This is a genomic window from Capnocytophaga sp. oral taxon 329 str. F0087 (assembly GCF_000213295.2).
Classification (GTDB): Bacteria; Bacteroidota; Bacteroidia; order Flavobacteriales; family Flavobacteriaceae; genus Capnocytophaga; species Capnocytophaga leadbetteri_A.
On sequence record NZ_KN389994.1, the window covers coordinates 1 to 13,265 of the forward strand.

Here is a 13,265-nt window from a genome sequence, read left to right on the forward strand (position 1 = left end):
TCGTTATCTGTTTGGAAGATATTATCCTTAGAGCCTTCCCATTCTTTGTATCCATTTTTAAGAAATACTATTTTAGCCCCTATTTCCATTACAGAGTTCATATCGTGGGTGTTGATGACAGTAGTGATGTTAAACTCTTCAGTAATCTCTTGTATGAGGTTATCTATCACGATAGAGGTTTTGGGGTCAAGACCAGAGTTAGGCTCATCGCAGAATAGGTAGTTAGGCTGATTGACAATAGCGCGTGCAATGGCTACCCGTTTTTGCATACCACCAGAGATTTCTGATGGTAACTTATTCTCTGCATTTACTAAGTTCACACGGCTAAGCACTGTATTGGCACGCTCGCGTATTTCTTCTGGGGTATGCTTAGAGAACATTTTTAGAGGGAACATCACGTTTTCGAGTACAGTCATCGAGTCGAAGAGGGCACTGCCTTGGAATACCATTCCCATTTTTTGGCGTAGGGCTACTTGCTCTTTGCGCTTCATATCGGCGTACTTCACACCATCGTAGATAATGTCACCACTATCAGGGGTAAAAAGTCCTAATAGTGATTTGAGAAATACGGTTTTACCCGAACCACTCTGCCCAATGATGAGGTTTGTTTTACCTTTCTCGAATGTAGTAGAAATACCTTTGAGCACCTCTACACCATTAAAAGATTTACGTAAATTTTCTACTTGTATCATACTTCAGCTGAAGAAACGACTGCTTCTTTGTTAATTTTCTTTACTAACCCTTGTAGTACTTTACCTGGACCTACTTCTATAAATGCTGAGGCACCATCTGCTATCATTTGCTGCACACTTTGTGTCCATTTTACAGGTGCAGTAAGCTGATTGATAAGGTTCTTTTTGATGTCGGCTTCGCAGGTAACTGCGGTAGTGGTAACGTTTTGATATACAGGGCAAAGAGGCTTGCTAAAGTGTGTTTGTTCAATAGCGGCTGCTAATTTTTCTTCAGCAGGCTTCATCAGTATAGAGTGGAAAGCACCACCTACAGGTAGAATGAATGCGCGCTTAGCTCCTGCTTCTTTCATTTTCTCGCAAGCCGCTTCTACAGCTTTTAGTTCGCCTGAAATTACTAACTGACCTGGGCAGTTATAGTTAGCAGGGGTTACGATACCTTCTACTGAGGCGCATAACTCTTCTACTTTACTATCTTCTAACCCCAATACAGCTGCCATAGTGCCAGGCTGTAGTTCGCAAGCTTTTTGCATAGCAGCAGCGCGTTTGGCTACTAATTGTAGTCCATCTTCAAAAGTTAGCGTGCCATTAGCTACTAAGGCCGAGAATTCACCTAATGAGTGCCCAGCAACCATCTGTGGAGCAAAGTCTTTGCCTAATACTTTGCTTAGAATAACTGAGTGCAAGAAGATAGCAGGTTGGGTTACTTTTGTTTGTTTTAGTCCTTCATCAGTACCAGCAAACATTTCTTCGGTAATAGCAAATCCTAATATACCGTTAGCGGCTTCAAAAAGAGCTTTTGCTTCTGCTGATTTTTCGTATAAGTCGAGCCCCATTCCTACGAATTGTGCTCCTTGACCAGGAAAGATATATGCTTTCATTGCTTTATTTTTTTATAAGTTTATACATTCTGTTAAAATATCTTTAGCTACAGCTTCTTTACTTTTTAAAGGGAACTCTTGTAGCTTTTCAGGGGTAATAAAAGTTATTTTGTTAGTGTCTGTACCAAAACCAGCCCCTTTATCGCGCAAAGAGTTAAGCACTATACCATCTAAGTGCTTCTTTTGTAGCTTAGTACGTGCGTTTTCTATCTCATTTTCTGTTTCTAAAGCAAAGCCAATTAGCTTTTGCGTAGTTTTTAGCTTTCCTAATGAAGCTAATATATCAACCGTAGGGATTAAGTTTAGATTAAAGTTATCGCCTTTTTTCTTTATTTTTTCAGGGGCTACTACCTCTGGAGTATAGTCAGCTACAGCGGCAGCAAGTATAACGATATCACAACTGCTAAACCTCTCTACAGCAGCCTCATACATCTGTTTAGCACTTACCACTCTACAAAGATGTATATGGCTGTTGATATTCTTTTCAGCTGAAGGGCCGAGTACTAAATGCACTTCTGCTCCTTGCTTAGTGGCTTCATTGGCTAAAGCGATACCCATTTTGCCTGTTGAAAAGTTGCCTACGAAGCGCACAGGGTCTATTGCCTCATAAGTAGGGCCAGCTGTTATCAGTACTTTTTTGCCTTTCAGAGGTTGTGTTGTGCTGAAATTATCTTCTATCTCTCTAACAATATCCTCAGGCTCTGCCATTCGCCCTTGTCCTACTAATCCACTTGCCAGCTCGCCGTAAGCAGCTGCAATAATATGGCAACCAAAGGATTGCAGTTGGGCTAAGTTATGTGTTACTATAGGGTGGGCATACATATCTAAGTCCATAGCAGGAGCAACCCATACAGGTACTTTTGCCGAAAGGTAAGTAGCCAAAAGCAGATTGTCGCATTGCCCATAAGCCATTTTAGCAATAGTATTAGCTGTGGCAGGGGCTATCAGCATAAGGTCAGCCCATTCAGCTAAAGCTACGTGGCTGTTCCAATCGCTTTCAGTAGTCACAAATGTGCTAAGTACAGAGTTTTTAGATAGAGTACTGAGTGTCAGTGGGGTGACGAACTCTTTTGCTTTTTCAGAAAGTATGACCCTCACGGTATGTCCTTTTTTTACGAATAGCCGTACTAGTTGAGGAGCTTTATAAGCAGCGATACCGCCCGTGATACCTAAGAGTATGTTCATCAGCTAAAAAGTTTTAGGTAAAAAAGGCTTCGAACAGCAAGCCCCAAAAGCTCACAGCCCAAAGCCCTATATTAAACAAACTGTAATATAAAAGTATTTTTAGAATTATTCTGTTTCACGAAAATATACTTTCCCTTCTAACCATTCTTTTACTGCTATAGCTTGTGGTTTAGGTAGGCGTTCGTAGAAGCGAGATACTTCTATTTGTTCTTTGTTTTCAAAGATTTCTTCAAGATTGTCATTATTAGTAGCAAAAGCCTCTAACTTCTCTACCAATTCCTTCTTTATTTCGGCATTTATTTGGGTAGCACGTTTAGCAATAATAGAAATAGCCTCATAAATATTGTTAGTAGGGGCTTCTATTGCTGCTTTGTTATACGTTACAGTGGTTGTTGGCGCGTCTATTCTTTTAAAATCCATAATGAATAATTATTTTTGAGATGTAAAACTTTTCAATGATGTATTGATTTTTTTCAGCATATTATCAGCTTCTTTTTTGTATTTCGTTTCTGGGAAAGCCCGAAGAAGCGTGTCGTAGGCTTCTTTAGCAGTGTCTAAACGTTCTTTTTGCTTGCTTTCTACACTGTTGATAGCCCATTCGTATGCTGAATGCAACCGTGTGTAGAGCGCATCCTCTCTAAACACACTACCGGGGTTATTAGCCAAGAAGTTGTCTAACGACTTCATAGCTGCCTGATAATCACGGATAAGGTCATACTGCTTAGCTATTTCAAATTCTTTTTTCTGTAGCTGAGTCAGTAGGTTTAAAATCAACTCATTAGCCTCTTTAGCATAGTCAGAATCGCTGTACCTATCCATAAAGTACTGTAGTTTTTCTAATGCCTGATAGGTGTAGGTCTGATCTACGCTATAGGTAGGCACTTGCATATATAGCGATTTAGCCTCTAAGAAAGCTGCTTCTACTGCCTTAGCGCTGCGAGGGTATATCTTCTGCAATCGCTCAAAAGGGTAAGTCGCTAAGCTGTATTGCTTCATTTGATAGTAGGCATCGCCCTGCAGAAAATAAAGACGCTCTCCTTGGGGTTTCCCAGAGTATTCTGAGGCTATTTGCTCAAAAAGTTTTACAGCTTTTCGGTATTTCTTAGCCTTGTATTGCTTCTCAGCTTCTGCGTATTTCACACTCGAATCGGTTGATTTTAAGGCTTTTTGGTATTCCCCACAAGAGGTAAGACCCAAGCCTAACAGCCCGATGATGATATATTTTCTTATTAACATTCGGCAAAAGTAAATAGTTTTTTTGAGATAACCAAAATTATGTGAGCATTCCTCCATCTACATTTAGCACTTGACCTGTAATGTAAGCCGACATATCAGAGGCTAAAAACACACAAGCATTAGCTACATCTTCAGGTTGTCCACCGCGTTTTAGAGGAATACTATCGCGCCAGCTTTGCACCACTTTCTCGTCTAATACAGCAGTCATTTCAGTTTCTATAAATCCTGGTGCTATGGCATTGCAGCGGATGTTGCGAGACCCTAATTCAAGGGCGATAGACTTAGTAAAGCCTATGATACCAGCCTTAGAGGCAGCATAGTTGCTTTGGCCTGCATTTCCTTTTATACCTACCACGCTACTCATATTGATAATTGAGCCTTTGCGTTGTTTAAGCATAAAGCGTTGTACGGCTTTGGTCATATTAAACACCGATTTAAGGTTTACTTCTATCACTTTGTCAAAGTCCTCTTCGCTGATGCGCATCAATAGGTTGTCTTTGGTGATACCAGCATTGTTTACCAATATATCTACCCCACCAAATTCGGCTACTACAGCATCAACAAATTCTTGCGATTGCGTAAAGTTAGAGGCATCACTCTGATAACCTTTTACTTTTACTCCTTGTGCGCTTAGTTTTTCTTCTAATTCTTTAGCAGCTTTAGCTGATGAACTGTATGAAAAAGCTATATTAGCTCCGTGTGCCGCAAATACTTCAGCTATACCACGCCCGATACCTCTGCTGGCACCTGTGATGATAGCTGTTTTTCCTTCTAATAATTTCATATAAGTATAAATTCTAAATTCTTAATCGTTTTTATCCTCCTACTCGCTTCACTTTAAATCCTTTTTCTTTCAGCAAAACCATTATCTTATCGCGGTAGTCACCTTGTATAAGTATAGTGTCATTTTTCACGGCTCCTCCTACACCTAATTGGGTTTTAAGTTCTTTGGCGAGTATCTTAAAATCGCTGTCAGCGCCTGTGTAGCCTTCTATCACCGTTATTGGCTTGCCATTGCGCTTTTCGTACTTACATAGCAACGGCTCGTCTTGCATCCATATGTTAGGGCGTACTTCTTCAGGCACTTCTTCTTCCTGATGGTCAGGGAAGAGCATTTTCAGCTGACTTCTTAAATCCATTTCAAAAAATCTTAATTGCGAACCTTACTGTAGTTTACTTCTATTTTCACCTCTTTTATTACGGTGCTCAGAGGGGTTACCACAGCACTTTCAGTAGTTTTTCCTTTTTCACTACCTGTTAGGTAATTCTTTACAGTTGTATTTTTTACGTTTGAAATTACAGCAATACCCAGCGGTACATTAGTAGTATTGCCATTCACTATATTCAATAGGTGATTAGTGATGCGCAGGCGATAGTATACCCCTTTGCCATTCACTTTATGTAGAGGTACTAAATGTACTAAGTGCGAGTAAGCAGCGGTCTGTGCGTTAGCAGTAGGGTCGTACCCATAGTCAGCTAATGGAGCCCCTGTGTTGGCATTGTATATATACAAACGTTCAGGTTCTTTTTGGTAGGTAACCGATTGGTCTACATATAGTAGTATGCTCGCATCGGTTATCATCAGCTTTTGGTTTTTGATAGTATTAATGTCAGCATCAGCTATTTTTAGAGTAGCTCCGTGTCCTAAAGCCCCACTGAGGTAAATCTTGCTACTATCGGTGGTAGTCCCCCCATTTTGACCGAAAAGGTTCATCGTGATGCCACTTATAGGCAATTCAAAACGCTTCTTAAGTGTCTTATCATTAGAGGTATAGCTATAATTTATTTCTATTTTAGCAGCCGAGGTGTTGAGCATCATCATCAAGTCGTTGCTGAAGTCTGAAGCACTGATAACTAACCCTTTGAAGTGCTGCTTAAAGTCATTGAGGTTAGAGAGCACAGCAGCACCTTCTTGGCTGATAATTTTGCTCTGAAAGAAGCTTGTACTCAACGGAATGCGCAACCCTGGTGCCAATACATCTTGTACTTTCTTTGATTCGTCTTCAGTAGTTTTAGGGTCGTCAAACTGATAGCGCACCACTGCCTTATTCGTTAGGGTGTAAGTAGTACCAGTAGCCGAAGCAACAGAAGCTCCTATATGAGCATTTATAGCGCTGTCGTTGCTGTAGTACTCTTTAGCGTTAAGGTTAGTCCCTATGTCGCTTAAGTAATAGTTAAGCTCTTTTACATCTATTTTGAATTGTGCTGCTTTATTGCCGTAGATAGAGTCCAGAGTGTATTCAGCATTCTGGGTGTAGGTAGGCTTTTGCAAGCTGCTAAGAGGGTTAAAGAATGGAATATAGAGGTATGCCTCAGTTACTGTTTCATTCTCTTGCTTATTGTTTTTGTTTTCATTGGCTTGCGATTGCTCTCCAAATACAGGATTTACAGACGAAAGCCCTATTTGGGCTACTATGGTAGCCGATAAGGTGCCAAAAGGAGCTTGGGTATACTGCCCTAAAAGGTAGCCACCAAGTCCGTTAGTTTGCACAGCCTCTGCAGTAGTTTGCGATACTGTAAAGGTAGGGGTAAGCACTGAAGTAGAGAAATTAGGGTTTTTCAGTAAAGCTCCGTCTATTTCGTTAAACGAATTGTCTGAACAAGCCGTAAAAAGAGGGAGCAATGAGGCAAAAAATACTATTTTAAGAGGGTTCTTCATTCTATATAGCTTATTTCTTTAATATTTTTTCATAAAATTGGTGATAAGATTCTTGGAAAGTCTCTTTATCACTGTTGTAGAGTACCGGTTTTCTGAGGTTTTTCAGATAAGTGCGAAACTCTTCAGGCATTTTATCTTCTTCACTTACCACTATCACCCCGTCAGAGTATTTTACTGCTATTCGCATTAGGTTGTGATAAGTAGGATTTTTAAGCGGGTCTACTGTCTTTTTGCTTATGCCGTCAAAAGCTACTTTATTGATAAGGCCATTGTTTATAGTCCCCTCAAAATCAGGGTCAGTTACCGAGGTGATAATTTTGCTTTCAGAGAAAATAGGCTCATCTTTGTAATAGCTTCGCAAGTATAGCGGTAGGAGGGTAGATACCCAGCCGTGTATGTGGATAATGTCGGGTAGCCAATTGAGTTTCTTTACAGTTTCTACAATACCTTTAGCAAAGAAAATACAGCGTTCGTCATTATCAGGATACATATTGTTTTGTTCGTCAAATAGCGTGCCAGAGCGATGAAAATACTCATCATTATCTATAAAATATACCTGAATACGCTCTTTAGGAATAGAGGCTACTTTGATAATGAGGGGCACATCTATATCATTGATAACGATATTGATACCCGAAAGCCGAATCACTTCGTGCAATTGGTGTCGTCTCTCATTGATGTTGCCAAATTTAGGCATAAAAATCCGTATCTGTCCGCCATTGGCATTTACCATCCTCGGTGCTTCAAACGACATATTAGCTAACTCACTATAAGGCGAATAAGGCAATACCTCTGATGATACGTACAGTACTTTTTTATCTCTCATAAAAAGGATATTGAAAAATTGATATAACGCTTAGAAAGCACAAAAGTACAAAAAAATATGGACATATCCATAAAAAATATATAAGTTTGCACCCAAAAAAGATTTATAACGATGATTTACAACGAACAAAAGGCGCTTCATAACGCCTTGCAAAGTCTTAAAAATCAGGGGAAAACCATAGGGTTAGTACCCACAATGGGTGCCTTGCACGCAGGGCATTTATCATTGGTGAAAAAAGCAAAAGAAGAGAACGATATAGTGGTGGTAAGTATCTTCGTAAACCCCACTCAGTTCAACAATCCCACCGACTTAGAAAAATATCCGCGCACTTTGCAAGCCGATGCGCAATTGCTATATGATTTCAGTCCCGAGATACTCATTTATGCCCCTTCAGTAGCCGATGTATATGGTGATGAGGCAGCCGCACAGCATTTTGATTTCGGAACACTCGATAAAGTGATGGAAGGCCCCTCACGTCCTGGCCATTTCGACGGCGTGGGGACTATAGTAAAGAAGCTATTTGAGATAGTAACCCCTGATAGAGCGTATTTTGGCGAAAAGGACTACCAGCAGCTGCTTATTATCGAGCGAATGGTAGCACAAACAGGCTTACCAGTTACGGTAGTACCTTGTCCTATAGTGCGCAATGCAGAGGGCTTGGCACTGAGTTCGCGCAATGCACTACTTTCTGAGGCTATGCGTCAGCGGGCTACTTTCATCTATCGAACCCTACAGCAAGCTAAAGAGCGTTTTGCTACCCATAGCCCTGCAGAAGTAACCGATTGGGTAACGCAAGTATTTGCCAACGAACCCGATTTTGAGTTAGAGTATTTCACTATTACCGATGCGCATACCCTTCAGCCCATCACTGATAAAGAAGCCGGTAAAGATTACCGTGCTTTTATAGTAGTACACGCCGAAGGAGTTAGGCTGATTGATAATATCTCAATGAACTAATTAACAAAAAATATTGCCAAAGTTCTAAACTTTGGCAATATTTTTTTATTACAAATCGTCAAATTGACAAATCGTCAAATTGGCAAATCGGCAAATTAGCTAATCGCCAAATCGGCAAATTGACAAATTAGCTAATCAGCCAATAGCTTCGTTATGATAAACACATTTTCTTTCTCCACACCTATTACTTCGTGTTCAACGGCAGCAGGTATTTGGTAGGTATCAAGGTCTTTAAGTACAACTTCTTGTCCGTAGATCATAAAGCGTACCGTTCCTTTTACCATTATGAGGGTAGCAGGTACATCAGTAGTATGTTTTTTCAGTACAGCGCCTTCACCTAAAGCTACCGCTACTTGGCGTACGCTTTTACCGTCTTTTACAAAATAGGTAGTCTGTTTATCGTTGCGAAACTGCAATTTATCAGCTAAATTCACTTTTTGTAGCGCAATAACTTGCGTTACACCGCCCCCATTAACGGCTGTGATGCCGTGTTTTTTTAGTATAGTTTCCGCTTTGCCAGAGCGTCTTCCTGAGCGACAAAACAGCACTATATTCTCCTTGTCTTTAAGGTTAGTCCACTGCTGTTCAAGTAGCTCAAGAGGGATATTAATAGCTCCTTCAGCCGAGCCTTTCCCAAATTCTTCAGCAGTACGAACATCTACGAGTACTACATTTTTAGCATTAATACGCTCGCTAAGCGTTTGGGCATTTGCTGATACTATCAAAAGCAAAAATGCCCATAAAGTAATGGAATATTTCATAGTTAATTTATTAACAAATTGCACAAGCATACTCTTCAACAGGTTGTTCTGTTATAGTATATTGTTTTTTAGAGTGCTTTATTTCAATATTTCTACAGTCTAAATTGTATTGAGATTGTAGATGTAGCCAAAACGAAGCAGGTATACACAATTCTCTTTCTAAGAGAGAGGCTGTATCTACCGTTATACTTCTTTTGCCACTAATGAGTTCATCTAAGTAAGATGATTCCACTCCCAAAAGAGAGGCAAATGTTTGTAGAGAGATATTGCGAGCTTCTATTTCGTCTTTTATTACCTCCCCAGGGTGAGTAGCTATAAAGGGAATTAATTTATTTGTGGTCATATCATTGCTTCTTTTATTGATAATGATTATTAAGTTCGATTATAGAGCAAATGGTAATAGTATTAGGAGGATTTTCTACTATAGAACTTATAAATTCTATTCGGTATTTGTCATTTACCCTTACTGATTCTATTCCTTTCTTATCTCCTTTAAGTTTTTCGTAATTTAAGCTGTTAAAAAGGAATAGTGTCTCTATTTTTTCAGCAGCCTTTAGTATATCTATTGTTTTAATAAATCGTTTTACTATATCTTTCTGAAGCGTTTTATATTTCTTATGTTTAGTTTTTCCTTCTTCGTATAATTCTTTCAGACAGTCTTCTCGAAAAATAATTTCCATAAGTTGATTGATTTTGTTTTATCGGGTTGATTTATTAGGTTTTAGATTCTAACGACTAATGACTAACAACTAACGGCTATTGTTTTAGTCCTTAGTCGTTAGCAAGAGTAATCGCCAAATTGACAAATCGCCAAATTGACAAATTGCCAAATTGACAAATCGTCCAATCAATTCGCTAATTCCTTCATTTCTTCTAAAAATCGTTGCGCGAGGGCATCAGCTTCTTCCTGACTTTTAGCCTCAGTATAGATGCGGATAATAGGCTCAGTGTTTGATTTTCTCAAATGTACCCAACTGTTAGGAAAGTCAATCTTTACCCCATCTATGGTAGTGATAGGTTCGTGTGCGTAACGCTCTTTTACAGCAGCCAATACCTTATCAGGATTCAAACCTGCTGATAGTTCTATTTTGTTCTTACTCATATAGTAAGCCGGATAGCTTTTGCGTAGCGCACTCACTGTTATATTCTTATCAGTTAGCAGCGATAAGAAGAGCGCCACCCCTACCAGCGCATCACGTCCGTAGTGCAATTCAGGGAAGATAATCCCCCCATTGCCTTCGCCCCCTATGATGGCGTTCACTTCCTTCATTTTAGCTACCACATTCACCTCACCTACGGCAGAGGCAGCGTACTGCACCCCGTGTTTTTTGGCGATGTCGCGCAAAGCTCGCGATGAGGATAAGTTCGATACTACATTACCTTTATTTTTACTCAAAATATAGTCAGCGCAAGCCACTAAAGTATATTCTTCGCCAAACATCTCACCTTTTTCAGTGATGAAAGCCAAGCGGTCTACATCAGGGTCAACTACTATACCAAAGTCAGCTTCTTTGGCTACTACTTCAGCACAGATGTCGCCCAAATGCTCTTTTAGCGGTTCAGGGTTGTGAGGGAAGTGTCCATTAGGTTCGCAGTACAGCGGCAACACCTCTGCGCCCAAACGTTCTAAGAGCTGAGGGATAGCAATACCCCCTGTAGAATTGACAGCATCTACTACCACCCTAAAGTGGCGTTGGCGTATCGCCTCGATAGTAGCCAAAGGCAACAGCGATAGAGCGGCGTCTATATGTCGTTGTATATAAGTATCGTTGTGCGAGAGAGTGCCCAGCGCATCTACTTCAGCAAAAACAACGTTGTTATCAGCGGCTATGCGTAAGATTTCCTCGCCCTCTTGAGCGTTAAGAAATTCACCTTGGTTATTAAGAAGTTTAAGAGCGTTCCATTGTTTAGGATTGTGACTTGCAGTCAAGATGATACCCCCGTCAGCTTGTTCCATTGTTACAGCCACCTCTACGGTAGGTGTAGTGCTAAGTCCCAAATCAACTACATCTATACCCAGTCCGATGAGGGTATATTGCACGAGGTTTTGCACCATTTCACCTGATAGACGGGCGTCGCGCCCCACTACCACTTTTATGCGAGTTTTATGTACGTGGTTTTTAAGCCAGAAGCCATAGGCAGCCGCAAATTTCACGGCGTCGATGGGGGTTAGATTTTCATCGGGTACTCCCCCGATAGTACCGCGAATACCTGAAATAGATTTTATTAAAGCCATAGTTTAATTAACGATTGTTATTAATATATTGCAAAGGTAAGAATTATTACTGAATTGACAAGTTAAAAAATAAGCAGATTTGCTATCGTTTTCTATATGAATTATAGAATAACTCATTATATTTTTCTTCTATTACATCTTTTACTTCTTCCCAATCTTCATTACAAAGACTGATTATTTTGTTATTTCGTTCTTTATTGTCTTCAGCATCAGAAAAATAGATAAGGGAGCGTAGCGCCATCTCTACATTATCAATCTTATATTTTTGTTTATAACTATCAATAATTTCCTTTAAACTAAATTCTTTTAAAAGTTCATATAAATCGTAAAAATCTTTACGTGTGCCTCTGTTGGTTATGGCATTTATTTTCATTGCAGCTATATCCAACTTTGATGCCAAACGAATGCCTTCTAAAGTTTCTATATTGAAAAAAGGAATAGGATACTCTATAATGTCTACTTTTATATTATTTATATACAAAAAAGCTCCCAATCTTGAAACGTTTAATATCTCAGTTGTTGGGAACAATCTCTTAATTTCATTTGAAAGTATTCTGTTTTCTTCTATATTAGCAATAGGATTATATCTAAAAATGTCTAAATCTACTGATATTCTATGTTCATATCTCAAAGCCAAATTAGTTCCTCCTACTAGGCAATATGTCGAGAGGATATCCAAAGACATTATTTCTCTGAGTAATTTTCTTTGGGGTTCTTCTATAGCCTTATTTCCTTCTACTCTCATACAGATATAACTTTCTATAATAATTTACACATATATCATCTACTTCTGTTGATTTTTCAACAGCTTCTTTTATTTCTTTCAGTGAAAAATTATCTTCTATAAAGTGTATTTCTTTGTCAGTTCCTCTCATTAGAACTCTACCAATGATAAAAACTTTATCTTTTTTTATATCCAATTCCTCGAAATTACAATCCCAAAAAACTCTAGGATGTATACAATCTCTAAATTTTTTATCTAAAAATGCACTTTTCATTTTAAAAGTTATGTTTTATTGTTGCAAATATACGAATTATTACCGAATTGACAAGTTTTAAAAATTAGAAAAAATTTCTCTTACTATTTACTTTATACAAATGATATAGGAAGAGCGAACGATAACCGAACGATGAGCGAAGGATAAGCGAAGGATAAGACAATATATCCTAATCCCCAGCCCTCCCATTCTTCCCAGCCTTCTCTGCCCTCCCAAATTATCTCATCGCCAAATCGCGAAATTGGCAAATTATTTTGTATCTTTGCCGCAAAATCTTATTCGTATGATAAAACTAATAGTCTCGGACATTGACGGTACCCTCGTCAATAATCAAAAAGAAATACCACACCTTTTTTGGAAAGTGTTTGAACGAGTACATCAAAAAGGAATCCTCTTTTGTGTAGCCAGTGGGCGACAAATTCAGAGCTTGTATGAGTTGTTCGCACCTATTAAGCACCTTATCGCTTTTGCTCCCGATAATGGGGCTTCGCTCATTTATCAAGGGCGTACCCTCTTCGAGCGCACAATGGACTTCGCTTCTTACTTGCCTATATTGCGCACTTGTGCCCAAATAGACCGCATAGGGGTAGCCCTCTGTGGCAAAAAAAGTGCTTATATAAAAACTGATAGTGAGTGGATTTTTAACGAGATAGCACGTCATTACCCAGCTCATACGCAAGTAACTGATTTTGCTAATATAGACGATGAGATTTTTAAAATCACTATCTGCGATGAGGGTATCTCTCGCCTTAATTCTTATCCGTATTTGCAGCAATACAGCAAAGATTTCAACGTAGTGGTGTCGGGCGAAATATGGTTAGACATCACCCGTAAAGA

At 39.3% G+C, this 13,265-nt stretch carries 16 protein-coding genes and 1 pseudogene; 2 read left to right on the top strand and 15 right to left on the bottom strand.

The genetic code is table 11. The annotated features are described in order from the left end of the window. From HMPREF9074_RS04015 to HMPREF9074_RS04055, 9 genes are all read right to left on the bottom strand, one after another. On the bottom strand, positions 1 to 692 hold a 692-nt coding region (locus HMPREF9074_RS04015; protein ID WP_034539748.1), incomplete at its 3' end, for an ABC transporter ATP-binding protein. Next, the gene (fabD, locus tag HMPREF9074_RS04020) at positions 689 to 1,570 is read right to left on the bottom strand and encodes an ACP S-malonyltransferase (protein WP_009733868.1); all 882 of its coding nucleotides are present in this window, start codon (positions 1,568 to 1,570) and stop codon (positions 689 to 691) included. The genes fabD and HMPREF9074_RS04015, both read right to left, overlap by 4 nt. Before the next feature lie 12 nt (positions 1,571 to 1,582). Next, complete coding sequence (gene coaBC / locus HMPREF9074_RS04025) at positions 1,583 to 2,755, bottom strand: bifunctional phosphopantothenoylcysteine decarboxylase/phosphopantothenate--cysteine ligase CoaBC (RefSeq protein WP_009733867.1); 1,173 nt, start codon at positions 2,753 to 2,755, stop codon at positions 1,583 to 1,585. A 105-nt stretch (positions 2,756 to 2,860) separates the two neighbouring features. After that, entirely contained in the window at positions 2,861 to 3,175 is a 315-nt protein-coding gene (locus tag HMPREF9074_RS04030; protein WP_009733866.1) for a DNA-directed RNA polymerase subunit omega, read from the bottom strand. Positions 3,176 to 3,184: 9 nt separating this feature from the next. Beyond that, a complete protein-coding gene (locus HMPREF9074_RS04035) occupies positions 3,185 to 3,991 on the bottom strand; it encodes an outer membrane protein assembly factor BamD (protein WP_034539750.1) in 807 nt (268 codons plus the stop codon). Positions 3,992 to 4,028: 37 nt separating this feature from the next. Then, positions 4,029 to 4,775 carry a 3-oxoacyl-[acyl-carrier-protein] reductase gene (gene fabG, locus HMPREF9074_RS04040; RefSeq protein WP_009733864.1) on the bottom strand — a complete coding sequence of 249 codons (747 nt, stop codon included), beginning with the start codon at positions 4,773 to 4,775 and terminating at the stop codon, positions 4,029 to 4,031. Positions 4,776 to 4,806: 31 nt separating this feature from the next. Then, complete coding sequence (locus HMPREF9074_RS04045; protein WP_009733863.1) at positions 4,807 to 5,130, bottom strand: translation initiation factor; 324 nt, start codon at positions 5,128 to 5,130, stop codon at positions 4,807 to 4,809. Positions 5,131 to 5,141: 11 nt separating this feature from the next. Continuing rightward, positions 5,142 to 6,650 carry a DUF4270 domain-containing protein gene (locus HMPREF9074_RS04050; RefSeq protein ID WP_009733862.1) on the bottom strand — a complete coding sequence of 503 codons (1,509 nt, stop codon included), beginning with the start codon at positions 6,648 to 6,650 and terminating at the stop codon, positions 5,142 to 5,144. A 10-nt stretch (positions 6,651 to 6,660) separates the two neighbouring features. After that, the gene (locus HMPREF9074_RS04055) at positions 6,661 to 7,476 is read right to left on the bottom strand and encodes a glycogen/starch synthase (protein ID WP_009733861.1); all 816 of its coding nucleotides are present in this window, start codon (positions 7,474 to 7,476) and stop codon (positions 6,661 to 6,663) included. A 111-nt stretch (positions 7,477 to 7,587) separates the two neighbouring features. On the opposite strand from HMPREF9074_RS04055, the gene panC reads away from it, so the two are divergent. Further along, on the top strand, positions 7,588 to 8,433 hold the full coding sequence (gene panC / locus HMPREF9074_RS04060) for a pantoate--beta-alanine ligase (protein WP_009733860.1): 846 nt from the start codon (positions 7,588 to 7,590) through the stop codon (positions 8,431 to 8,433). Between the two features lie 131 nt (positions 8,434 to 8,564). Here the strand turns inward: panC and HMPREF9074_RS04065 are convergent, their stop codons facing one another. The 6 genes from HMPREF9074_RS04065 to HMPREF9074_RS04090 form a co-directional block, all read right to left on the bottom strand. Then, on the bottom strand, positions 8,565 to 9,194 hold the full coding sequence (locus HMPREF9074_RS04065; protein ID WP_034539752.1) for a rhodanese-like domain-containing protein: 630 nt from the start codon (positions 9,192 to 9,194) through the stop codon (positions 8,565 to 8,567). A gap of 10 nt (positions 9,195 to 9,204) precedes the next feature. Next, on the bottom strand, positions 9,205 to 9,537 hold the full coding sequence (locus tag HMPREF9074_RS04070) for a HigA family addiction module antitoxin (RefSeq protein ID WP_009733858.1): 333 nt from the start codon (positions 9,535 to 9,537) through the stop codon (positions 9,205 to 9,207). 13 nt (positions 9,538 to 9,550) lie between these two features. After that, the gene (locus HMPREF9074_RS04075; protein ID WP_009733857.1) at positions 9,551 to 9,874 is read right to left on the bottom strand and encodes a type II toxin-antitoxin system RelE/ParE family toxin; all 324 of its coding nucleotides are present in this window, start codon (positions 9,872 to 9,874) and stop codon (positions 9,551 to 9,553) included. A 167-nt stretch (positions 9,875 to 10,041) separates the two neighbouring features. Beyond that, positions 10,042 to 11,430: a phosphoglucosamine mutase gene (gene glmM / locus HMPREF9074_RS04080; RefSeq protein ID WP_009733856.1), complete on the bottom strand. Its 1,389-nt coding sequence runs from the start codon at positions 11,428 to 11,430 to the stop codon at positions 10,042 to 10,044. 82 nt (positions 11,431 to 11,512) lie between these two features. Continuing rightward, positions 11,513 to 12,175: a nucleotidyl transferase AbiEii/AbiGii toxin family protein gene (locus HMPREF9074_RS04085; RefSeq protein WP_009733855.1), complete on the bottom strand. Its 663-nt coding sequence runs from the start codon at positions 12,173 to 12,175 to the stop codon at positions 11,513 to 11,515. After that, positions 12,156 to 12,428, bottom strand: a complete 273-nt coding sequence (locus HMPREF9074_RS04090) for a DUF6922 domain-containing protein (RefSeq protein WP_009733854.1) — start codon at positions 12,426 to 12,428, stop codon at positions 12,156 to 12,158. Before HMPREF9074_RS04090 ends, HMPREF9074_RS04085 begins: the two co-directional genes overlap by 20 nt. A 283-nt stretch (positions 12,429 to 12,711) precedes the next feature. On the opposite strand from HMPREF9074_RS04090, the pseudogene HMPREF9074_RS04095 reads away from it, so the two are divergent. After that, positions 12,712 to 13,265, top strand: a pseudogene (locus HMPREF9074_RS04095) (HAD-IIB family hydrolase); the annotation flags it as partial.

What these genes read in the sequence shown, in the direction of transcription:
- HMPREF9074_RS04055 (WP_009733861.1), bottom strand. Translation starts at nt 7,476, where the DNA reads ATGAGAGATAAAAAAGTACTGTACGTATCATCAGAGGTATTGCCTTAT.
- HMPREF9074_RS04090 (WP_009733854.1), bottom strand. Translation starts at nt 12,428, where the DNA reads ATGAAAAGTGCATTTTTAGATAAAAAATTTAGAGATTGTATACATCCT.
- fabD (WP_009733868.1), bottom strand. Translation starts at nt 1,570, where the DNA reads ATGAAAGCATATATCTTTCCTGGTCAAGGAGCACAATTCGTAGGAATG.
- panC (WP_009733860.1), top strand. Translation starts at nt 7,588, where the DNA reads ATGATTTACAACGAACAAAAGGCGCTTCATAACGCCTTGCAAAGTCTT.
- HMPREF9074_RS04030 (WP_009733866.1), bottom strand. Translation starts at nt 3,175, where the DNA reads ATGGATTTTAAAAGAATAGACGCGCCAACAACCACTGTAACGTATAAC.
- HMPREF9074_RS04075 (WP_009733857.1), bottom strand. Translation starts at nt 9,874, where the DNA reads ATGGAAATTATTTTTCGAGAAGACTGTCTGAAAGAATTATACGAAGAA.
- HMPREF9074_RS04070 (WP_009733858.1), bottom strand. Translation starts at nt 9,537, where the DNA reads ATGACCACAAATAAATTAATTCCCTTTATAGCTACTCACCCTGGGGAG.
- HMPREF9074_RS04035 (WP_034539750.1), bottom strand. Translation starts at nt 3,991, where the DNA reads ATGTTAATAAGAAAATATATCATCATCGGGCTGTTAGGCTTGGGTCTT.
- glmM (WP_009733856.1), bottom strand. Translation starts at nt 11,430, where the DNA reads ATGGCTTTAATAAAATCTATTTCAGGTATTCGCGGTACTATCGGGGGA.
- HMPREF9074_RS04065 (WP_034539752.1), bottom strand. Translation starts at nt 9,194, where the DNA reads ATGAAATATTCCATTACTTTATGGGCATTTTTGCTTTTGATAGTATCA.
- HMPREF9074_RS04045 (WP_009733863.1), bottom strand. Translation starts at nt 5,130, where the DNA reads ATGGATTTAAGAAGTCAGCTGAAAATGCTCTTCCCTGACCATCAGGAA.
- HMPREF9074_RS04085 (WP_009733855.1), bottom strand. Translation starts at nt 12,175, where the DNA reads ATGAGAGTAGAAGGAAATAAGGCTATAGAAGAACCCCAAAGAAAATTA.
- coaBC (WP_009733867.1), bottom strand. Translation starts at nt 2,755, where the DNA reads ATGAACATACTCTTAGGTATCACGGGCGGTATCGCTGCTTATAAAGCT.
- fabG (WP_009733864.1), bottom strand. Translation starts at nt 4,775, where the DNA reads ATGAAATTATTAGAAGGAAAAACAGCTATCATCACAGGTGCCAGCAGA.
- HMPREF9074_RS04050 (WP_009733862.1), bottom strand. Translation starts at nt 6,650, where the DNA reads ATGAAGAACCCTCTTAAAATAGTATTTTTTGCCTCATTGCTCCCTCTT.